General features: G+C 37.9%; 17 protein-coding genes and 1 tRNA gene. 17 read left to right on the top strand and 1 reads right to left on the bottom strand.

Going from position 1 to position 22,550, the window contains the following annotated elements:
• From Q0E20_RS01440 to Q0E20_RS01360, 17 genes are all read left to right on the top strand, one after another.
• A partial coding sequence (locus tag Q0E20_RS01440; RefSeq protein WP_367113247.1) for a hemagglutinin repeat-containing protein occupies positions 1-7,039 on the top strand: 7,039 nt, incomplete at its 5' end.
• Positions 7,040-7,041: 2 nt separating this feature from the next.
• Positions 7,042-7,443, top strand: coding sequence for a hypothetical protein (locus tag Q0E20_RS01435; protein ID WP_295995209.1), 402 nt, complete (start codon positions 7,042-7,044; stop codon positions 7,441-7,443).
• A gap of 138 nt (positions 7,444-7,581) precedes the next feature.
• Positions 7,582-8,079, top strand: coding sequence for a preQ(1) synthase (gene queF, locus Q0E20_RS01430; RefSeq protein ID WP_295995206.1), 498 nt, complete (start codon positions 7,582-7,584; stop codon positions 8,077-8,079).
• Between the two features lies 1 nt (position 8,080).
• Positions 8,081-8,884 (top strand): hypothetical protein, encoded by an 804-nt coding sequence (locus Q0E20_RS01425; RefSeq protein WP_295995203.1) that lies wholly within the window; start codon positions 8,081-8,083, stop codon positions 8,882-8,884.
• 233 nt (positions 8,885-9,117) lie between these two features.
• Positions 9,118-9,729, top strand: a complete 612-nt coding sequence (gene epsC, locus Q0E20_RS01420) for a serine O-acetyltransferase EpsC (RefSeq protein WP_295995200.1) — start codon at positions 9,118-9,120, stop codon at positions 9,727-9,729.
• Positions 9,730-9,975: 246 nt separating this feature from the next.
• A complete protein-coding gene (locus Q0E20_RS01415; protein ID WP_005375538.1) occupies positions 9,976-10,410 on the top strand; it encodes a DNA starvation/stationary phase protection protein in 435 nt (144 codons plus the stop codon).
• Between the two features lie 50 nt (positions 10,411-10,460).
• Positions 10,461-10,551: transfer RNA gene (locus Q0E20_RS01410), tRNA-Ser, on the top strand.
• A 134-nt stretch (positions 10,552-10,685) separates the two neighbouring features.
• Entirely contained in the window at positions 10,686-11,303 is a 618-nt protein-coding gene (locus tag Q0E20_RS01405) for a hypothetical protein (RefSeq protein ID WP_295995194.1), read from the top strand.
• A gap of 18 nt (positions 11,304-11,321) precedes the next feature.
• Positions 11,322-12,581, top strand: coding sequence for an Nramp family divalent metal transporter (locus Q0E20_RS01400; RefSeq protein WP_295995191.1), 1,260 nt, complete (start codon positions 11,322-11,324; stop codon positions 12,579-12,581).
• Between the two features lie 185 nt (positions 12,582-12,766).
• On the top strand, positions 12,767-13,378 hold the full coding sequence (locus tag Q0E20_RS01395; RefSeq protein ID WP_295995188.1) for a hypothetical protein: 612 nt from the start codon (positions 12,767-12,769) through the stop codon (positions 13,376-13,378).
• Positions 13,356-14,090 carry a YaaA family protein gene (locus tag Q0E20_RS01390; protein ID WP_295995186.1) on the top strand — a complete coding sequence of 245 codons (735 nt, stop codon included), beginning with the start codon at positions 13,356-13,358 and terminating at the stop codon, positions 14,088-14,090. Before Q0E20_RS01395 ends, Q0E20_RS01390 begins: the two co-directional genes overlap by 23 nt.
• A complete protein-coding gene (hydE, locus tag Q0E20_RS01385; protein ID WP_295995182.1) occupies positions 14,077-15,213 on the top strand; it encodes a [FeFe] hydrogenase H-cluster radical SAM maturase HydE in 1,137 nt (378 codons plus the stop codon). Before Q0E20_RS01390 ends, hydE begins: the two co-directional genes overlap by 14 nt.
• Before the next feature lie 121 nt (positions 15,214-15,334).
• Positions 15,335-16,000 (top strand): hypothetical protein, encoded by a 666-nt coding sequence (locus tag Q0E20_RS01380; RefSeq protein ID WP_295995179.1) that lies wholly within the window; start codon positions 15,335-15,337, stop codon positions 15,998-16,000.
• Positions 16,001-16,122: 122 nt separating this feature from the next.
• A complete protein-coding gene (fusA, locus tag Q0E20_RS01375) occupies positions 16,123-18,189 on the top strand; it encodes an elongation factor G (RefSeq protein WP_295995177.1) in 2,067 nt (688 codons plus the stop codon).
• Between the two features lie 167 nt (positions 18,190-18,356).
• Positions 18,357-18,833 (top strand): YhcH/YjgK/YiaL family protein, encoded by a 477-nt coding sequence (locus tag Q0E20_RS01370; protein ID WP_295995175.1) that lies wholly within the window; start codon positions 18,357-18,359, stop codon positions 18,831-18,833.
• Between the two features lies 1 nt (position 18,834).
• A complete protein-coding gene (locus Q0E20_RS01365; protein ID WP_295995173.1) occupies positions 18,835-19,776 on the top strand; it encodes a DMT family transporter in 942 nt (313 codons plus the stop codon).
• 7 nt (positions 19,777-19,783) lie between these two features.
• The gene (locus tag Q0E20_RS01360; protein WP_295995170.1) at positions 19,784-21,028 is read left to right on the top strand and encodes a M20 family metallo-hydrolase; all 1,245 of its coding nucleotides are present in this window, start codon (positions 19,784-19,786) and stop codon (positions 21,026-21,028) included.
• Positions 21,029-21,108: 80 nt separating this feature from the next.
• Here the strand turns inward: Q0E20_RS01360 and Q0E20_RS01355 are convergent, their stop codons facing one another.
• A complete protein-coding gene (locus Q0E20_RS01355) occupies positions 21,109-22,287 on the bottom strand; it encodes an MFS transporter (protein WP_295995167.1) in 1,179 nt (392 codons plus the stop codon).
• Positions 22,288-22,550 lie beyond the last annotated feature (263 nt).

The raw sequence follows: 22,550 nt of genomic DNA, 5'->3' as shown, positions 1-22,550 counted from the left end.
CATTACAGTTAATGGTGGGGGCTTCCTTAATACAGATCATGCTGTGTTAACTACAGGTAAACCAGAATTAGATGATGCTGGAAATTTACAACATTACCGCGTAGAACAAGGAAATATCTCTATCGAAGCTAAAGGCCTTGATGGGAAACGTGCAGATTCTGTGTCTATCTTGGCACGAACTATTGATGTAAATGCAGGTGTTTGGGCAAACAAACTTAATACTCGTACAGGACAAAATCACATTGATGCTAACAACTTAAAGGCTACAGCTTTAGAGGCTTCAACTGTTGAAACAAAACCAACGATTGGTTTGGATGTGGCGGCAGTAGGTGGGATGTACGCGAATCATATTACTATGGTTGGCACTGAAGCTGGTGTAGGTGTTAATCTTAATGGTGTAGTGGCAGGCACTCAGTCTGTTTCAGTAGATGCTAATGGTCATCTATCTGTTAATGGTACACTTCAATCCGATACAAGTCTCGTGGCTAAAGCAAACTCTATACAGAATACAAAAATAATTGCCTCTGGTGGAGAGTTAGCATTAGAAACAAAAGAACTAACAAATACAGGGCATATTACATCTGTTAATAATGGACATATTCAGGTAGAAGAATCCTTAACTAACAAAAATACAATTGCAGCTGGTGCTAACACGCAAGGCGCTGTTACAAGTAAGGGTTCCTTGTCTGTTGTGGCAGGTACCGTTCGTAATACTGATGCAGTGATTGTATCTGGTGGTACTACGACAATTAATAGTAAAGAATTACATAATACAGAGAATGGTCGCATTTATGGTGGGAAGATAGCGATACAAACCAAGGTACTCGAAAACCGCAAGAATGTAGCGTTAGAATCTAAATTAGATGCCGCTATGGCAGATATGAAAGCAGCAGAAGATAAGCTTGAAGCAGCCTATGCTGTAGATACTACAGCTTTTACATCAAAAACTGAACAAGATAACTATTTGAACCGAATTAAAGAACTATCTAAAGTATATGATGAAAAACTAAAAGCTGTTAAGTTAGTACAAGAGGAATTATCTGCTCATAAAGGGAGTACTATTGCAGGTCGAGAAGATGTAACTATTGAAGCGGACTCTATTTTGAATAGAGAAAAATCTCTTATATATAGTGGTAGTACTATGACGCTAGCTGGTCGTGATACATTACACAACATTGGTGGTACTATTGACGGAATGGGCAATGGTGTCATTCAAAGTAAAGACTACCAAAATAAGAACTCGTCATTTACCGCAAAACGTGTTAGTCCTGAAATTGAAAAAGGCCTTTCTGGTGAAAGTAATGACGCTATGCTTACAGCGCAAGAAGACCAAATCTTGATTACAGACAAAGATCATAGCGAGCGAGGTCAAACATTTAAAAAGTCTGAATTTAGCTCGTTAAACAGTGGCTATGGTGCCTATCACAGTCATAGTAGTAAGGCACCAATGCCTATATACGAGGCTGCAGAATATGTTACTGTAGAACAAATTACACCAGAAGAACAAGCGGCTGGTGAAGCGCCAATTCCGGCAGAATATATTGGTACACAAGTACCATCGTATGCCTATAATGACCCTATTTTTAAGGAGTTTGGCATTACATCTATGACGACAGAGCGCCCTCAAACAACAGGTCCTGAACAAGAGGCGTGGGATGCACAATTTAAGCCGATTTTGGCATCATTAAATGATAAAATCAAAGCGCATAATGAAAAGGCTAAACTATATAACCAACAGATTTCTGGTGTGGCTAATGAAAAAATAGACGATTATACTATTATTCGAACTAAAACAATGACCTCTAAAGAAGAGGTGAAAAACAGTACACCAGGTGTTGTGCGCTTTGGTGGGGATGTGTCATTCACCGGAAATGGGACCAATGAAAATAGTCAAATGGTTGTAGGTGGTACATTAACTACTACGGGTGCTATTAATCAAGTTGCTAAAGAAAATCAAGAAGTAACTAATACATTTGGCACTACAGAAGCATCGTATACCTATAAACGAAAATGGCCGCATAAATCTAGACGAAGAGGTTATAAGGGTCAAGTGTTTATGACACCACAAGTGAATAAAGAAAATCCAATATCACTTGAGGTGGCTAAGAAAGAAGATAAAAATGGTAAGGCAAAAGGTGAGGTAGGGGTTAATCACCGTAAAGAGGTACAAGACTTCTTAAATCCATTTGCACAAGATAGCAGTAATGATGCATCTAAACCAACAGCAGGAGCTAATATTTTGGCATTGCCTACAGAATCTTTGTATAGAATACATCCTGAAAGCACTGCTAACTATGTAGTTGAAATAGATCCACAATTCACAAATAAAAAAGCCTTTTTATCATCCGATTATATGTATAAAGAGATGAAGACAAAGCCTGAGAATATTGAAAAACGACTAGGCGATGGCTTGTATGAGCAGACCTTAGTTAGAAATCAGATTGTCTCTGGTACAGGGTATAGATTCCTTGATGGGTATACAGATGATGAAAGTCAATTTAAAGCTTTAATGGATGCTGGTATTGTATACGCTAAGCAACATGGTATTGTTCCAGGTGTAGCGCTGACAGCAGAACAAGCCGCTAGTTTAACTAGTGATATGGTCTGGCTTGTAAAAGATGTTGTTATGGTAGAGGGGAAACCTGTTGAGGTAATCTATCCTAAGGTATACCTTAAACAAAGTCATGGCTTACAGTTGCATAATGATGGAACATTAATAAGTGCTAATACATTGATTATGAATGCAAAAAACAGTATTCGTAATGAAGGTGCTATTCAAGGTAAAACAGTAGTTCTTGCATCTAACCAAGATATTATTAATAGCGGTCATATTAATGCAGACAAGGTTGGTTTGCAATCGGATACAACTATTTACCAACAAGGTCAAATTGTTGGCCGTGATGCTGTAGAATTACAAGCAAAAAAGGATATTACCTTTAGCAATTCTATTGCGCATTTAACAAACCAAGATGTTTTACATAAAACAACAGGTATTGCTGTAACTGGTGATACAGGCGTTATGATTGTATCTGCTGGTAATGATGTAAACCTAGGTGGTGCGACTATCGAAGCGTTAGGCAAAGATGGTGCTATCACTATTACTGCTGGACATGATATTAATAGCACTACAGATACTCTTACTGCTAAAAAAGATATGACTCAAGATGGGGATAATTATTTACGAACCTATCGTCAAACTGAACTAGGAACGACAATAGAGGCTGGCGGACATGTATCTGTTGGTGCCAAACATGATGTTAAAGCTCGTAATCTGACTGTTAGTAGTGATTCCGGTGCTGTAAAAGTGATTGGTGAACATGACGTATCTATTGAAAATGGATATAGTGAATCTAAGGATGCGTTTGCGTTAACATATAAAGAAAAAGGGTTCCTGAATAAAAAAGAAACTAAAATTAAGAATCATGATGAATCTAAACATGCATTAATGAGCAACATTAGTGGTCATACTGTAGTGGTGGGTGCTAATAATGATGTAACTCTTACATCCTCTAATGTGGTGAGTACTGCAGGAACATCTGTATTAGCAGGTCATAATATAACAACTGATGCAGCAGCAGAGCATACGTTAAGTACCGCATCTAAAGATGTAAAAAAATCTGGTATTATGGGTGCTGGCATGGGTATCATGATTGGTAAAAAACAATCTAAAGATAACTACTCTATCGATGAAACTACTCATAAAGCCACTACTTTAGGATCTACTAATGGTGAAGTTACTGTGCAAGCTGGTGATACAGTTCATCTGACTACCACAAATGCGGTTGGCAAAGATGGTGTTATCATTGTAGGTCAAGATATTATATTAGACGGTAAAGATGACGTATATAAACAAGAGGAACGTCATGAACGCAAATCCTCTGGTTTAACAGTAAGTTTAGGTGGCAGTGTTGTTGAGAAATTAGATAGTGCTGTCAAAAAACAACATAGTGCATCTAATAGAAAAAATAATCATTTTAAATCATTAGAAGGCAAACAATCGAGAGATAGGTTGCTTTCTGCCCTTGGTGAAGCCAAACAAATTGTTGATAGAAGTTATAATGGTCAGATGAGGACCATTGAATCGCAATTGGAGCGCGTTAATACTGATATAGTTAATACCCCAGAAACTGATACGACTAAATTAGCTGAGCTTAAAGCTAAACAAGATGTTTTGTTGAAAAAACGAAGCCTTTTAGAAGAGAATAAGGAAAATATAAATAAAGCTACTGATAGAGCCATTGATAGAGCTATTAATATACAAGTAGGTATTGGATCTAGTAAAAGTGTAGCTGAGTCGAAATTAGAACGCCATACGTACTCTGGTGGGACTATTGACTCTGACGGAACTGTTTTAATTCATGCTAATAGTGCAGATTCAATTAAAGGTAATATTACTGCAATTGGTGAACAAATTAAAGGGAAAAATGTACAATTAGCTGCTTCTAATACTATCAATTTAGAGGCCGGTTCAAATACGCAACGTGTTGAAACAAATAGTAAATCTAGTGGATGGAATGTTTCTGCTAATATTGGTATGAGAACTGGTGGGCTCGTAGGCTGGTCGGCTTCTGCTTATAAAGGGTCAGAAAATGGCATAGAAGATACTACTACGCATACAGGAACACATGTTGTAGCTACTAATAACGTATCTATTGAAAGTGGCAGTAATACGAACCTTATTGGGTCTACTATTTCTGGACAAGGTGTAACGGCGAAAGTAGGTAATAATCTGACTGTAGAGAGCTTGCAAGACAGTCAGATCTATCATGAAACATCTAAGAACAAGGGGATATCTATCTCTGGTGCAAACTTTATATCTCAACCTACGATTAATGGTGTTAATGTAAAAGGCAATATTGATAGTACTAATACAAGTGTTACAGAGCAATCTGGTATTCATGCTGGTAGTGATGGTGTAAATATTGTTGTTGGCGATACGACAACATTAAAAGGTGCCACTATAACTAGTAAGGCTACACCTGAAAAAAATAAGATATCTACCAAATCTCTAGTTATGGAAGATATTCATAATGAAGCTTCGTATAAGGCTAAAAAGTCTGGGATAGCTATGAACACATCTGGATTGACAGCAAAGGGTGTTCTCGGTAAAATCAACCCATTGGGGCTATCTCCGGTAGTTTCTATTCCAGTATCAGATGAAGCCCAATCTACAACAAAATCTGCTATTAGTAATGATATATTGGTAGAAGTAGAGCGTAAACCACTTACTGCTATTAACAGCGATACTGAGCATGCACTCAATAGTATTAAACCTATATTTGATAAGGCTGATGTAAAAGAACGTATGGAATATGTCAATGCTGTATCTGATGAAGGCTTTAGGTTAATTGGCGATTTAGCATTTGCTCAAAAGACAAAATACGAATTAAAAGCACAATCAGAGACTGATGCTGCTATGAAAGCTAGGTATGAGAAAGAAGCTAAGAATTGGAGTGAGGGTGGTGTATATAAAGTTGCCTTACATGGTGCTTTTGGTGCATTTGTTTCTAATTTGTCCGGTGGGAATTCTTTAAATGGATTAGCAATTGGTGCAGGGAATGAATACTTAAATAAAGTATTAGATAAGCATAGAGATGGAAATTTACATAAGTGGTTCAGTACAGTTGTTGGAAAATCATTAGGGAGCACAGAAAGTGGGATTGCTTTATCTGCGACCACAAATAATTGGTTAACGCATGGAGATCAGTTGAATTTTTCAATAGATTTTATGTTTTCTAAATCAAGCCAAGACATTTTGATAAAAAAACTTGCTTACTATGATAGTCTGATGGAATTTGAGCATGCTTATAATGGATTCTACAAAACTAGTAATTATTTATCATCAGAGGTTTATGAATCTTTACGTCAAAGTGATCCAGATGTATTAACTTCAGGGCGGCAAACAGCTTTTTCAGATGTTATGTATAATATTCTGCAAAAGTATATTTATAGTCAGGGTGATGCTGTTATAGCTGAATTTGAGGATCAAAAAGCTGTACAAAGTGAAAAAATATTAAGAGATAAATCAGATGTGATTTTTCTAGAGTCTAGAAATAATCGGCCAGCTTCAACTGATTGGCGAAATGATTTAGATAATATTCATATGGAAAAACATAGTGGTAGTGATGGCTATTACTCTAAGCAATATGAAAGAAACAAACCTAAAGTTTATGAAAATGAAGGCGATAGATTTGCTGATGAGGGAGCACATGTTATTACTATTGGCGGGCAGAATTATGCGATAGTTGGTAAAGATAATATAGAATTTCACTATACGACTCGTCCCGCTCAATATACAGAAAAGGAGTTCGGCAATGCCTTGGCTGATCAAATGGTCCCTGTATACCCTCCTAATCCACCCTATATGACTACAAGATATGTTCTTTATGGTGGTAAAGCTTATTCTACAGACAGACTTCCTACTAAAACAATAGCAGGTACAGACCTTGAAGCGATAGGAGAAGCATATGCGTTTCAAAGAGTTGGTAATGTGATTGAGGGAAAACTCAGCGGTAGAATACAAGAAGAAAAAAAGAACACAGGTTTGAATATTGAATATGATATTTTTAAACCTCAAGATGGTGTTCATGTTAATATGGAGTATATTTTGAATACTGGTAAGGAACGACTCTATTACGATAGAGGCGAATGGGGTACTATAGACGGTACTATAAGTAATGTTAATATGGCAGGGAAACTAGATGCTATAATAAAACCTGGGAATATAAATTTTTCAGGGGAAGGGAAATTTAGTCTTCTCGAATTTGAAGGAAGAGCTAGAGCTGGAAATGATATGCTTGCCTTAGAAGGAATCGGGACCGGAGGAATAGGTTTTTCTGCAAAGTATAGTACTAGTGAAAAAGTAGATAAAAGTGGTGGAACTGTTGGTAGTGAGGTATCTAAAAATTATAGGGGTTTTTATGGTAGTGCTGCGTTAAAGATGACTTCTAAGATCTTTAATGAAACAGATTATCTAAAAGATAATAATCAAAATGATAAAGAAAATAAAGACTCAAAATTAGAATCAAGGGAGAAGTAAGAATGTCTGCTAACAATAAAAATTTTTTTAAAGCTATATATATGTTTTTAGTTCTTTTTATATTGGATGCAGCTCTTATATATTCGCTACTTCAATCAGGAGATGGGCCGTATCGTAAGATAGATGCTATAGCATGTTTTGGGGCTATTAATGCAGTATTTATATATGTAAATATTGAGGAAATAAAAGTCGGTTATAGATATATAAAGGAAGGACGGTTTGTGGAAGGTATAAAAAAGGCTATACGTTTATTGAAATATAGTAAAACAAGTTATTTTGCCCGTATATCAAGTATAATTATAGGTATTTGTTTTATTGGTTGGGGCATACAAGTTGAAAGTGGTATATTGATAAAACTAATCGCGTTTACTATTGGTGGTATTAATCTTTGGAGATCAATATAATCATTATTTTAGAACATCTTAAACAATTAGTTACGTATATAGAAGCGTAAATATAATGAGGTTGAACCTCCTATGATATAATTAAGTATCGTATGAATTACTCCATATATTATATTATTTTATAGAAAGAGGTTCTTTATGGCATCCGGCAGATCTGAAAAAGAGTTACAAGGTGTAACGATGTTAGGTCACAAGACCGATTACCCTACTGATTATGCACCACAGGTATTAGAGGCATTTGATAATAAACACCCTGATAACGATTACTTCGTTAAGTTTAACTGTCCTGAGTTCACTAGCTTGTGCCCTATGACAGGTCAACCAGACTTTGCGACCATTTACATTTCTTATGTACCAGATAAGAAAATGGTAGAGTCCAAGTCTTTGAAATTATATTTATTTAGTTTCCGCAATCATGGGGACTTTCACGAGGACTGCATTAACATCATCATGAAAGACCTCATCAGGTTGATGAATCCTAAGTACATCGAAGTGTGGGGCAAGTTTACACCGCGTGGTGGTTTGTCTATCGATCCATACGCAAACTACGGAAAGCCTGGTACAGAGTGGGAAAAAACGGCAAAAGAGCGCCTTCATTTTCACGATATGCAGCCTGAACGCGTAGCGTACCGTTAAGATGAGTTACGAATTTATAGCGGTCATCTCGACATTTATAGTTTGCTTTGTTTTTGGCCTATTGTTGTCCTTACATCCCGCAGCGCTCGTCGTAGGTAGTCATAGTTCACTACATACATACAGTCGATGGACACGGTGGAGTGCTTACGTAGCGTTGATACTATTAGTATTGCAAATCGACATTACTGTAACAGACCGTATGGTACCATCTAGCTGGATGTTTAGTGAATGGTTTCAACTTGTCACTATTGGTATATTCGCTCTCGTCCTATTACAAACACTAGGCTTTGTAGATTTTACGCATGGGGAGCGAAATGTACAGTTTCACTATTGGCAAATTGAGCAAGGTTATAGTTCAAACTCTTGGATGGAACGATATTTACAACAGCATCATGGTCAAGTAGCAGGGGCATTGGTAAATTATTGTTATGTCTTATGGATGACATGGCGCTCTATGTGGCCTGCCATATTAATGTTATTCTGGTATAAACTATGGGCCGTTGAAGTAAATGGCGTGCTTTCCCCAATTATATCTAGAAAAGAGCATATGCCGGATGTGGTTTCTTATTTAGTGTTAGATCCACATATTATAACGTATACGTTAGCTGGTTTTTTATGGGGCCATATTGTATTACATGAACGAAAGAAAATCATTGTATATGGCAATAGCAGGGCCCTTCAGTTTGTGCTTTCTAGGCTTGTAGTTATCGTTGGTAGTCTTTTATGGATTGGAATTGCCGTGGCCATTATGACGATGCCTATTACGTGGGATTTGGTAATTAACACACTTAGTAAGATACGATAAACGCAGTTATTTCCTGTAAACTGCGGGCTTTAAAGGTGCTCAAAATTCTTGACAGATATATTCCTAGGTGTTAGAGTAGGAATATATTTATAGAGTGCACAAATGATTATACCCAGTGTATAGTTTGGTGATCGTTAAAACCGTGACTTACGCCCTTGGGAGTATCCAAGGGCGTTATATTTTTGATATCTAAGAGAGACGGTTCGTATAATGAACGTAGATATGGAGTACTTATGATGCAAGGTTTGCGCGAATTATGGGGCAAAATTCAATATAATATTAAACGCGTCATGGATTCTGATCCGGCTGCCACTAATGTGTGGATGGTTATATGGACGTATCCGCATATTACGGCTTTGTTTTGGCATTTTTTTGCACATCGTCTTTATAAGGCAGGGTGGCCTACATTGGCACGGCGTATAGCGCTTCACTCTCGTCATGTAACGGGTATTGAAATTCATCCAGGCGCTACCATTGGGCGAGGCTTATTTATCGATCATGGCATGGGCGTTGTTATCGGTGAAACCGCTATTGTAGGGGATAATGTAACTTTGTTTCATCAGGTAACATTAGGGGGCATGTCCTCTAAGAAGGCGAAACGCCATCCTACGATTGAGGATGATGTTCTTATTGGTACAGGTACAAAAATTTTAGGGGATATTACGATTGGTGCCCGTACTAAAATCGGTTGTAATCTAGTTATAAAACACGACATTCCGAAAGATATGGTTATCTTTGAAACGGATCCAGAAAATATGTATGTTCGGAAACCTAGACGAAAAGATAAAAATGGGACCTCTAATGATAGCCCATATCCTGAAAACTACATAGAATACTATATATAAGATAGATTGGTTAAGACCTCTTGCTGTTAGATGTATATCTGATGGTAAGAGGTTTTCTGTTTATAAAAATTTCATTGAAAATTACTGTAAAAATATTGACAAGGAAAATCATTATTGTTAATATAATTATGTAATCAATATTGATTACAAATTATATAGATAAATAATAGGTTTAGAAACTGACTGGGTTTATCCTGTGTTAGGATGAATTGTAACTGAGAATTAAATAAAAAAGGAGTTATTATTATGAAAAACGTACAACAAGTAAATCAATATTTAGCAGATCTTTCTGTATGGAATGTAAAATTACACAATCTTCACTTCAATGTAACTGGTCCACAATTCAAATCCATCCATGAATACTTAGAATCCATTTATGATGAAGCCTTTGAATATTTTGATGCCGTAGCTGAACATGTAAAAATGCAAGGTGAATTTCCATTAGTAAATTCTGTTGAATATGCTAAATTAGCAAAAATCGGTGAGCTAGGTCAAGAAGATGTTCCTCAACATAAAGTTATTGAAATTTTACTTCACGACTTCAAATATATGAAGGATCAAGCTGCTGCTATCCGTGAAGCTGCTGGTGAGGAAGATAATTTCTTGCTTTCCAACATGATGGAAGACCATATTGAATATTATGTAAAACAAATTTGGTTTATTGAATCCATGTTGAAATAATTCAATTGACAACGCCTTATTGGGTATGATATGATTACCCAGTAAAGCATGGAGGATTACTCAAGAGGCTGAAGAGGACGGTTTGCTAAATCGTTAGGGCGGGTTACCGTCGCTAGGGTTCGAATCCCTAATCCTCCGCCATGCTGAGACCTCACATCGTCCGATGTGGGGTCTTTTTTATTAACCATACAGTGTAAGGAATGGGAATAGAGTTGACGTATTCATATCTGATTGCTTATAATAAATTGTATAAAATTTAATTTAAGGAGACTTTTATGAATACACAATATACACGTCATTTATCTATGATTCGTCGAATTCTTGGTATTGGGACCCTTTGTTTAGTGGCTTCCTTCGGTGTGGCTCATGCGGAAGACTTTGCAATTCCTAGTGCACGTCCTGTGGTAGATGGTATGAGTACTGATGATGTTAAAGTAGTATCTTCTGCACATCTTGGTAGCGCCAACCTTATTACACCAAATGATTGGACATATAAAGCACTGAAAACGCTTGTAAAACATGGAGCCATTACGGATACTCATGGATTTATATTTGATGATAGCACTAGTTATACGAAAACTGAGTTGATGCCTTTACTTGACGAAGTTGTAGAAAAACGAGAACAAATGAATGATAACGATCGTCAATTTGCATTGCGTATTTACCAAGAAAATATGCGTGATATCATGGATTATCGCATTGAACGAGACAAGAAAAACACCAAAGAACGGGCGTTAACAGATAAACAAATCAAGGAAAAGATGAAAAAATTCAAAATTGATGATTCTCGTGTAAAGACCAATGGTGATGTTCGTATTCGCTATACAGGTTCTAAGAATGGGAAATCTAAAACCGATGCACGTGTACAGACAGAAATGAAGTTTACTCTATAATCCCTATAAGGGAAAAACATGATTAATTTTATAAGGAACAAATTATTTACTGTTCATCAGAATGGTAAACAGCAGGTTAGTGAAGTATTTAAGTATATTGGGCCTGGTATTATTGTAACCGTTGGCTTTATTGATCCAGGCAATTGGGCTGCTAACTTAGCAGCTGGTGCTAGCTATGGTTATGAATTATTGTGGGTTGTAACATTATCTACACTTATGCTTATCTTATTACAGCATAATGTGGCCCATTTGGGGATTGTCAGAGGGCAGTGCTTAGCTGAATGTGCCTATGAATTTTTACCGAAATGGTTATCTCGTACAGTATTGAGTACGGCGGGGATTGCAGCCGTAGCTACGGCACTGGCGGAATTTATTGGGGCTGCTATTGCCTTAAAGATGCTGTTCGGCATCCCGCTTGTCATCGGTAGCGTATTAACGGCTATCGTATGTACCATTATGCTGATTACAAATTCATACAATAAGTTAGAACGTATTATAGCTGGATTCGTATCCCTTATTGCATTGGCCTACCTTGTGGAAGTGAATATGGTCGATGTCGATTGGGTTTCCGCTGGCATTGGATGGGTTAATCCAAGCATACCAAACGAATCAATGCTCGTTATTCTGAGTATCCTAGGTGCTGTTGTTATGCCACACAATTTATTCTTGCATTCCGAGGTCATTCAAAGTCGTCAGTTTAACCGACAAGATAAGGCGATTATGCATCGACAATTGCGGTATGAATTTGTGGATACATTATTATCTATGGGTGTTGGTTGGATGATCAATTCCGCTATGATTTTGTTAGCAGCGGCCGTATTTTTTAGTCATGGCATTGAGGTTACTGAGTTAGAACAGGCTGAGGAACTATTAAGACCTTTAATCGGACCGGCAGCAGGTACTATCTTTGCATTAGCCTTATTATTTGCAGGTCTTGCATCATCGGCAACAGCTGGTATGGCTGGGGCGAGTATATTTGCCGGCATGTTTGGTGAGTCTTATGATATGAAGGACTTTCATAGTCGGTTGGGATTAGGTTTGACATATATTCCGGCATTATTATTAATCTTGTTTATTACGGACTCATTTCAGGCTTTACTTGTGTCACAAATGTTTTTGAGCTTGCAATTGCCGATTACTATATTTTTACAATTATATATGACGAGCAGTCGTCGTGTTATGGGGAATTATACAAATCGCCGATTTACTGGCATTATTCTTTGGAGCATTGGCATTATCGTAACATTGATGAATATTTACTTATTGGTTATAGGCTAATATATACCGCTTGTTTTTGTGAAAGCTTTCACAGAAATAGGCGGTATTTTATTTTGTATGGAATTAGAACAAAATAGATTGAAGAAATGTAGTTATAGTAACGTATAAGCCTTTGAAATATGGTACAATAAAGAATAGAATTTAATTGGCTACTATAGCAGTTTATATATGTTTTGGAGGATTTTATGGCAACAGAAAAAGATTTGAATGAACTAAATGCACCATTACAATCTGATTATAAAGAGGTTGTTCGAGATATTGCAGAGGAATTATTAGCTCGTCTAAATATCGAAGAAGATGGTGCTATTATTGATATGTTCCAGACAGGATCGTTAGATCCTTGGCAGTTGTTCGTATTTTTCTCCGCATTAGAACATGCGCTTATGGAATTTAGAACTGACAAACGTAAAAAAACTGTTATCGTTCATGCTCAACCAGAGGCTCTCGTTGGTACTGGCCCGGTTGTGACTCCTGTATCTACTATGCTTGAACATATTTTAATGTCTCGCGTAAATGATATGAGCGAAGGCCGTTTAGAGACGGGGTTACTTACTGTATCTGGTGAAAGCATTGATTATGAAGGGGTTAATCTTAAGGGACGTCACGTAGTGATTATTTGTGACATTCACGATAATGAATCTCCATACTTGGCAGAATGTATTAAATTATGTAAAGAAATGAAAGCAAGTCACGTTGTGGCTGTGCCTCTCATGTTGTGGAATCCAGATCTTATCGATCATTTGACAGAGGAAAGTATTAAGGCAGAATTATCTCATGAAAATCGTCCTCTCTCCTAGTAAGACAAAAACGATTCTTTCTGCTACCTGTAATGACAGCGAAGTACGTGACGGTCAGTTCCAATCACATATTACGCAAAAGATTGTAAAACATATACAATCTCTCGATGTAGCAGCACTTGGTAAGGCCCTAAAACTAAAAGGTGATAAGGCACAATCTATTTTCGATTTTTATGAAGCGTTTGAGTCTCATCCTGTAGGTTTTGCTTGTGAAAGCTACGATGGCATTGCCTTTAAATATTTAGATTGGGTAGGACTATCTGATGAGGCTAAGGCTTTTGGTGAAACTCATTTGGCTATTATGTCTGCATTATACGGCGTTGTAGAACCTACGATGGGCGTTAGAGACTATCGATTAGATATGGTCGATAAGGTAGGAATTAATTTATATGAAACTTGGCGTGAAGCGGTAGATGCGTACTTTCACAAGGAGGATTGGATCCTAAACTTAGCGTCTAAAGAATATGCAAAAATGGTGAACCATCCAAAGGTGGTAACTGTTGAATTTTGGGAATTACGAGGCGACACATATAAACAGATGAGTACGTCCTCCAAAATGAGTCGTGGTATGATGGCGCATGCATGTTTGATGAATCAAGTGAAGCATGTGCGAGATTTACCACGCAAAATTAATGGATTTATCTGCGGTACTGATATTGAATCTATTACGATACCAAGCGAATCGATGACGATTCGTTATGAAAGGAAGTGATGATTTGCTAGTGCAAGATATTCTCGCAAAAGACCTCGTCGGCGATGAATGGCTGACAGAGGATGAGCTAAGATTTCTTATGACTGTAACTGATGAAGAACAGCTGCAGTTACTCTATAAAAAGGCGTACGAGGTCAAGGCAAAATATGTACAGCCTGTGGCGTACTATCGTGGCCTCATCGAATTCTCGAACCGATGCATTAAAAACTGTAATTACTGTGGTATCCGCCGTGAAAATGATAAGACGGAACGCTTTGATATGAATCGTGAAGATATTATCAAGATGGCACAGTGGGCGTATGATCATGAATATGGTTCCATTACGCTTCAATCTGGAGAACGCTGTGATGATACATTTGTCGATTATGTAGTCAATCTTATCCGCGACATTAAAGCCATCGGCGATGGTTCCCTCGGTATCACGATGTGCGTAGGGGAGCAAAGCGAAGAGGCATACCGCCGTATGCGTGAAGCTGGTGCTAGCCGCTATTTATTGCGTATTGAAACGACGAATAAAGAGTTATATCACAAAATTCATCCTCGCGATGCGTTACATTCCTTTGAAACACGCGTTGAATGTCTACGCCGATTGCGTCGCGTAGGATTTCAAGTAGGTACCGGTGTTATGATTGGCCTACCTGGGCAAACTGAGGATGATCTGGTGAATGATGTTTTGTTCTATCGAGATATGGATATTGATATGATTGGTATGGGGCCGTATGTGGTACACCATGATACGCCATTAGGACAAGAGGCGTTAGCGATAGGGATCGATGATGAGGCAGGTAAGTTGCGTCGCATTCAATTGGGACTTAAGATGATTGCTTTAACACGTCTATTCTTGAAAGACGTAAATATCGCGGCTACTACGGCGTTACAAGCATTAGATCCATTGGGCCGTGAAAAGGGATTATCTGCAGGTGCCAATATTTTAATGCCTATTATTACTATCCCTGAGCATCGTGCAAAATATTTATTATATGATAATAAACCATGCGTAGATGATAATGCAGATAAATGTAAAGACTGCCTGACGCGTCGTGTTATGTCTATCGGCGATACTGTAGGTTGGAAGCAAAATGGGGATTCTAAGCATTATGGCAAGCGGACTGGGTCATTTTAAACGCATTGACATAGATTATCGATTAAATTATTGATAGCGCATATATTTATGTAGAAAGATACATAAAATCCATATATAATAAAGACATAGTTTATTTTGTTTTATTATATGAGGTGATTTTATGGAAACGAAATGGTATTCTGACTTTTGGAATCTACTGACGCAGCCATTTAAGGGCGGTATTGATCAAGTTGTACAGTATGGTACATTGAAAAAAGGTTTCTTAGGAACGGCACTCTTATGGGCTATTCCTTATATCTTGATAGGACTGTTTGGAGCCTTGTTGTTCCCATTGCTTCCAAGGCATGAGTTTACTATGCTAGGTATGCTCATCGGGGCTGGTGCAGGCGTCTTCTTTATTTTAGCTTATATTGCTAGTATCATTTGGTCTTTTGTTATGGTAGCTGTTGGTTCCTATGTATTTAACTGGGTGGCTGTAAAAATGGGTGGTACTGATGATGTACAGTCTGTTATGAAAGTTCAATGGTATCTACAAGGTTATGAAGTATTATTATGTACTTGTGTGTATATAATTGTTTTTATACTTATGGCTATCTTCGGTGGTTTATTTGGTAGCTCTACATTAGCTGAATTTATTTATAGTTTAGGTTCTATAGCAATTTTCGTTTTATCCGTATGGGTAGGCTTAGAATTGATGGCAAGACAAACTATGTTGACCAAGATGAAAGTGTTCATTGCTGGTATTGTAACATCTGTTATCTTCATCGTTATCTCGCTTATTTTCATGGCTCTTCTTGGTGGCTGTGTATCCTTGGTAGGACGATAATATAAATAGTATGAAAAATCCTCTTTTTTCGATAAATATTTTTCGAAAAAAGAGGATTTTTATAATATTACGTCGAAATCATATACCAAGAACTCAGAGTTTCACATAAGGAGGCGATTCCGATGAAAGAATATAGTAGTGATCAGATTCGTAATGTAGCTGTGGTATCCCATGATGGTGCAGGAAAAACTGCTCTAGTAGAATCTTTGTTATTAACCTCTGGTGCTGTTGATTTTGTTGGCCGTGGTCAAGATAATAAGCATATTATGGACTTTGAGCCTGAAGAAATTAAACGTAATGTTACTATTCAGTTGGGTATGGCCCCTTGTGAATGGCATGATCATAAGGTTAATTTTGTAGATACTCCAGGTTATAATGAATTCCATGGCGAAGTTCGTGCCGCTTTGCGTGCCTGTGATGGTATGTTGATGGTGCTATCCTCCACATCTGGTGTAGAAACTGATACAGTTCGTGCATGGGATTATGCCGTAGAATTACAAATGCCTCGCATGGCATTTATTAATAAAATGGACGTTGATGGTGCTGATTTCTTCGGTACGATTGAACGTATGCGTGAATTATTTGGTAAGGCAATTATGCCACTCCAAATTCCGATTGGTGAAGGTGCCAATTTTGAAGGCGTTATAGACGTGGCTAAAATGACTGCGTTTACTTACAAAGACGGCCAACCAACAGAAATCGCTGTACCAGCTCATCTTATCGAAAAGGCCCAAGAAATACGAGAAATGACCGTAGAGGCCGCAGCTGAAGGTAGCGATGAATTGTTGGAGAAATATTTAGAAGGCGAAGAATTATCTTTAGAGGAAATTCGCCAAGGCTTGCGAGAAGGGATGATTAGTGGCCGTGTATGCCCAATTATGTGTGGCAGTGCCACATCTCGTATTGGGTTAGATCAAGTATTGGATCGTATGATTCGGTACATGCCAGATGCTACTAAAAAAGTGATGACCGCAACTGATGCGGAAACTGGCGAACAATGTGTAGTACATGTAGACAAACCATTAACTGCATTCGTATTCAAAACATTGTTAGACCCATTCGCAGGCAAACAAAGCTTTGTACGTATCTTCTCTGGTGAACTTAAAGAAGGCGATCGCCTGTATGATGTAAACCAAGGTGTAGAAGAAAAATGGAGCAAGATGGTTACCCTTATTGGGAAGCAACAAACTCCTGTATCTGTAGCTAAAGCTGGTGATATCGTAGTGATACCAAAATTAGCGAATGCTAAGACTGGTGATACGTTGACATCTCCGGACTTTAAAGTAACATTCGATGCCATTCGATTCCCTCAACCTTTGTATACTGTAGCTATGGAGCCCGTGAAAAAAGGGGAAGAAGAAAAATTAGCTAGCGCAGTACTTAAAGTGGCAGAGGAAGATCCAACTTGTGTAGTTGTTAAAAATGCAGAAGCTCGTCAATTACAAATTGATTGTATGGGCGAGGTGCATCTTGAACATATTCTTAATAAGATGGATCGTAAATATGGCGTACAGGCGAAACTTGTAAAACCATATATTCCATACCGTGAAACTATTAAAGGCTCCGCAGAAACCGAGTCTAAATATAAAAAACAAAGTGGCGGTCATGGTCAATATGGTCACGTTAAAATTCAAGTGGATCCATTATATGATGGTAGTGAATTTGTATTTGTAGACAAGATTTTTGGTGGTGCTGTACCAAAACAATATATACCAGCTGTGGAAAAGGGTGCCAAAGAAACCCTAGAAAAAGGCTTAATTGCAGGATATCCTATGATTGGCGTGCAAGTGACACTCTTGGATGGATCTTACCATAGTGTAGATTCCTCAGAGTTAGCATTCAAAGTAGCTACGTCACAGGCTATCAAGGATGTGATTCCTAAGGCGAAACCAGTCCTATTAGAACCAATTTATGAAGTTAACGTGTTTGCACCGGATACTTTCATGGGCGATATTATGGGGGATTTAAATAGTCGTCGAGGTCGTGTATTAGGCATGGAACAAAGTGAAAGAACAGGTATATCTGTTGTTAAAGCACAGGTGCCATTGGCTGAAATGGCTGATTATGTGACTGCATTGCGCTCTATCACACAAGGACAAGGCGTATTTAATCGTCAGTTCTATTCTTATGAAGAGGTTCCACATAAACAAGCAGAGGCAATTATTGCATCTCATACAGTGAAAGATTAATAATTAAATATATAACTTAAAAGCTCTCCATTTTAGTATGTGTGGAGAGCTTTTTCTATCTTGTAGAATGTAATGGATAGTGCTTTATATATGTGCTACCATAGAAGATATATAGTTAATGATTTTGATGTAGCCTTATTGAACTAGCTATTGGGAAGGAAATATATATGTTTTTCTCAAATATTACAACAGATTATACAAAAATGGGATACCCTAAAGCAATCGTACGAGCTTTAGATTTCTTGAAGACCACAGATTTAAAAGCCTTACCTGTGGGCCGTCATGCCATTGAAGGGGATAGGATGTATGCCAATGTAGACGATGTAGAAACAAAATTATTTGAAACTACAAAACCAGAATCTCATAAGCAGTATATTGATATTCAGTTTATGGTATGTGGTGAAGAAAATATGGGATTCTTTGTAGACCGAGGATTGGTAAACCCGATTGAGTCACATCCAGATAGAGACTGTTATTTCTATCCGAATGAAGCTATTGATGAAGGTGTAATCCATTGTCCAGAAGGTTATTATACCGTGTTTTTCCCATCTGATATTCATCGTCCTCTATTAGCAGTTGATGATAAGCCTATGAAAATTAGAAAGGTTGTTGTTAAAGTACACGTATCATTGCTTGAGGAGTAATATGAAATCTTACAAGCTAATAGGCGTTTTCTTGACCTTGTTTGGCGCTATCTTGTGGGGCATATCAGGTACCTCCGTTCAGTTTCTTAGTCATTATAAACATATAAATTTGGAATGGCTTATCACTATGCGACTTCTTACTGCAGGTGTATTGACAGTTATATATGCATGGTATCATCAAGGGTCCTCTATCATCAAAGTGTTTCACAATCGAACAGACTTGTTGGACCTACTTACCTTTGGTGTATTGGGTATGGCTTTGTGTCAATATTCTTATTTCCAATCGATTGCCCTTGCCGGTGTTGGGGTAGCCACAGTACTACAATATCTTGCACCTTCTATGATTATTGTGTATCTGTTGATTCGTTATGGCAAACGACCATCTAGCGGTGAGAGTTTCTCGGTTTTATTGGCCTTGGTAGGTATCGTTTGCTTAATGGGACATGACGGGCTTTCTGTTGAAAGTATTCCTTATGCTGTTCTACTTTGGGGCCTATTATCTGCTGTTGGGGTAGCTGTATATAGTGTTTCTCCTGTTGCTTTGCTATCTCGCTATGGCACATTACCGATTGTTGGCTTTGGTATGATTTTGAGTGGGATTGTGGCCGCTATATTATTTCATCAACCTCATTCCGATGTCGTATGGGATTGGGAAACTGTGATAGGCTGCTTTAATGTAGTATTTCTTGGTAGTATAGTCTCTTTTAATGCCTATTTAGAGGGGGTTAAACGAATTGGTGCCGTACCAGGGGCTATTTTATCATCAGTAGAGCCTATTTCAGCGGCACTATTTGGATGGGCTCTGTTAGGAAATGAATTCACCCTTGTGGGTATCTTTGGTATGATTTGTATCATTGCTACTGTATTTATTATTGCGTGGGATAGACAACGACAAATTAAGAGAGATGTATTGAATAAACTTAACAAGGAAGAAGTGACATAAGACATATATGATACAAAAAGAACGTTTATTAAAAGATTTTGAAGCAATGGCTACCTTTGGAGGATCTAGGAGTGGTATCAATCGCATTGCCTTTAGTGATGCGGATTGGGCCGGACGCCAATATATCATAGAGCGTATGATTGATGCGGGACTTGATGTTGAAATCGATGGATTTGGTAATGTTATTGGTTATAAGCGTGGTACAAATCCAAATTTACCGATTGTAATGATCGGATCTCATACTGATAGTGTACCGAATGGTGGTAATTATGATGGTGTGGTTGGAGTATTGTCTGCTATTGAGGTAGTTCGTAGTATGATAGATGATGATGTTACACACGACCATACCATTGCAGTAGTATCCTTCATGTGCGAAGAGTCTAGCCGGTTTGGCGCGGCTACTTTGGGTAGTAAGGCTATGCGTGGCAAATTGACAGTACATGATTTACATCGATTAGTCGATACACAAGGTATATCTTTATATGATGCATTGAAAGACCGTCATTTGCAACCAGACGCTATTGAAAGTATGGAATATAAAATACCTGTGAAAGCTTTTATAGAAATGCATATTGAACAAGGCAAAGTGTTAGAACATGAACAGAAACAGATTGGTATTGTATCTGGTATTGCCGGACCTGAACGGTTTTATGTAACCATTCGTGGTCATGCCGATCATAGTGGTGCTACACCGATGAATTTACGTCATGATGCATTGTGTGGCGCCTCAAAGATCATTCTCGGCATTGAAGAGGTTACATCGATGCAAGAGGAACCACCAGTGGTAGGCACCGTTGGTATTGCGGAGGTGATGCCAAGTGCTATGAATGTGATTCCTGGTTCTGTAAAGTTGGGTGTAGATATTCGAAGCATCTCAAAGGTAGCTCGAGATTCTGTGGTATTTCTAATTAAAGAGTTAATTGATGTTATTGCCGAGAAACGTGGCTTATCGTATACCATTGAGCCCATTTCAAAAGATAGTCCAGTGTCTATGGCTTCGTCTATGATTAAGGAGATTGAAAGAGCCGTTACATCTCTACAGTTAGACTATATGATTATGCCTAGTGGAGCCGGTCATGATGCGATGCATTGGGCTGAGATAGCGCCTACAGGGATGCTATTTATTCCTTGCCGTGATGGGATAAGTCATAATTCAGCAGAGTTCGCTGCTATGGATGATATAGTAGCCGGTGCGGAAGTATTAGAAAATGTCATAAGGAATATAAGTCTAGTTGGTAATGCATTAGATTAATATAAAAACCTTCAACAATGATGAAAGTTGATGTATTCATAACATCTATTCTCATATGTTGAAGGTTTTGTTATATCGCATTATTTTAGTTTAACGGCAATCCATAGGGCACTAAGAATGAATAATCCACCACTTACCCAGAATAGTGTAGTGAAACCTAATAGAGCCATAAGGCTAGAGCCACCGATGGCACCAAGGAAATAGCCAAAAAATAAACAAGATTGATTATAGGAGAAAACTTGCCCCGTAAATTCTCTAGGCGTTTTAGAGGATAAATATGTATTTAATGCAGGAAGCATGCCGCCCAACCCGAAGCCTTGTAGGAATCTAATGAGTGCTAGTTGGTAAACGTCCGTTACATAAGCTTGGGGAATGTTGAATAGACCAACATAGATAAGCGATATTACGAGTACCTTTCGTGGGCCCACTTTATCAACGAGTTTCCCTAGAGGCGAACTACTCATCAATTGGGCAATGCCCATAGCAGAGAATACCGCGCCTGCAATAAATGCAAGATTTTCTGTATGACTAGGGACAATACCTTTGATATATACGGAGATGACAGGTTGCAATGACATGATGCATATGGCATAGATAAAGGAGGCCACACAGAGAGCTACAATACTACTAAACTCAGGAATTTGTTCTTTTAATTTACTAATAGATAGCTTTTCAATATTAGGCTTTGGTATATAGTTTTCATGGATAAATGCAGTGGCTAGCAAACCAGCTAATCCCATGAGAAGACCAACGATGATAAAATCATTGCGAATGCCTACCGTATCAGCAATATAACCGCCTAATAAAGGGCCAATAAGTGATCCAGCTAGATTGGCAGAGGCCAATAGCCCTAAGGCCCAACCTGTTTTTTCGAGGGGAGACTCAGAGGCAATCAATGTAATTGATGCTGAGTAAAAACCGCTTACCAAACCTTGGATTAAGCGAATTAAAACAACTCCTTCTGGTGTTGTTTGAAAAGCAATTAATACATTGCAAAGGGCCATGCCAAAGCTAGATCGGATTAATGTAATTTTGCGCCCTTTCCTATCTGCTAGACGGCCCCAAAATGGTGCAGCTAAACAAACAATAAGGAATGTAATGCCTGTAGCTAGACCAGACCATAAGGACATACCTTCTGGCGTATTGACACCTAAATCATGAAAATAGAGTGGCAAGATTGGGCCTAATTGGCTAACCCCAAAGGATGTACAGAATACACAGACTAAACTGATGTATACCGTTCGTTTCCACGTTTCCATAAAAACTCCTATAAAATAAGTCGAATACTAGTATGTAATTTATAGTATAACGTGATATGGTTTGTTATGCATTATAAATATTAGAAAAATAATATATAATTAAAAAAGTTTTCTTGACTTTCATTCTATAGAAAACGTATAATCAAATTATAATTTTATACTCGCCTGAAAGAAACCGATGAGGTGGAGATAAAAATAGGAAATGCACTCACAGAGAGCGGGATTAGCTGAGAACCCGTAGTACGCAGCTTATTAAATGGACC

The sequence above is a fragment of the uncultured Veillonella sp. genome (assembly GCF_934230905.1).
Taxonomy (GTDB): domain Bacteria; phylum Bacillota; class Negativicutes; order Veillonellales; family Veillonellaceae; genus Veillonella.
The sequence above is the reverse complement of the archived record's forward strand: the minus strand, read 5'-3'. Positions and strand labels throughout refer to the sequence as shown.

Excerpts from the sequence above, each read along its gene's own strand:
- Q0E20_RS01435 (WP_295995209.1), top strand. The coding sequence starts at position 7,042 with ATGTCTGCTAACAATAAAAATTTTTTTAAAGCTATATATATGTTTTTA.
- queF (WP_295995206.1), top strand. The coding sequence starts at position 7,582 with ATGGCATCCGGCAGATCTGAAAAAGAGTTACAAGGTGTAACGATGTTA.
- Q0E20_RS01425 (WP_295995203.1), top strand. The coding sequence starts at position 8,081 with ATGAGTTACGAATTTATAGCGGTCATCTCGACATTTATAGTTTGCTTT.
- epsC (WP_295995200.1), top strand. The coding sequence starts at position 9,118 with ATGATGCAAGGTTTGCGCGAATTATGGGGCAAAATTCAATATAATATT.
- Q0E20_RS01415 (WP_005375538.1), top strand. The coding sequence starts at position 9,976 with ATGAAAAACGTACAACAAGTAAATCAATATTTAGCAGATCTTTCTGTA.
- Q0E20_RS01405 (WP_295995194.1), top strand. The coding sequence starts at position 10,686 with ATGAATACACAATATACACGTCATTTATCTATGATTCGTCGAATTCTT.
- Q0E20_RS01400 (WP_295995191.1), top strand. The coding sequence starts at position 11,322 with ATGATTAATTTTATAAGGAACAAATTATTTACTGTTCATCAGAATGGT.
- Q0E20_RS01395 (WP_295995188.1), top strand. The coding sequence starts at position 12,767 with ATGGCAACAGAAAAAGATTTGAATGAACTAAATGCACCATTACAATCT.
- Q0E20_RS01390 (WP_295995186.1), top strand. The coding sequence starts at position 13,356 with ATGAAAATCGTCCTCTCTCCTAGTAAGACAAAAACGATTCTTTCTGCT.
- hydE (WP_295995182.1), top strand. The coding sequence starts at position 14,077 with ATGAAAGGAAGTGATGATTTGCTAGTGCAAGATATTCTCGCAAAAGAC.
- Q0E20_RS01380 (WP_295995179.1), top strand. The coding sequence starts at position 15,335 with ATGGAAACGAAATGGTATTCTGACTTTTGGAATCTACTGACGCAGCCA.
- fusA (WP_295995177.1), top strand. The coding sequence starts at position 16,123 with ATGAAAGAATATAGTAGTGATCAGATTCGTAATGTAGCTGTGGTATCC.
- Q0E20_RS01370 (WP_295995175.1), top strand. The coding sequence starts at position 18,357 with ATGTTTTTCTCAAATATTACAACAGATTATACAAAAATGGGATACCCT.
- Q0E20_RS01365 (WP_295995173.1), top strand. The coding sequence starts at position 18,835 with ATGAAATCTTACAAGCTAATAGGCGTTTTCTTGACCTTGTTTGGCGCT.
- Q0E20_RS01360 (WP_295995170.1), top strand. The coding sequence starts at position 19,784 with ATGATACAAAAAGAACGTTTATTAAAAGATTTTGAAGCAATGGCTACC.
- Q0E20_RS01355 (WP_295995167.1), bottom strand. The coding sequence starts at position 22,287 with ATGGAAACGTGGAAACGAACGGTATACATCAGTTTAGTCTGTGTATTC.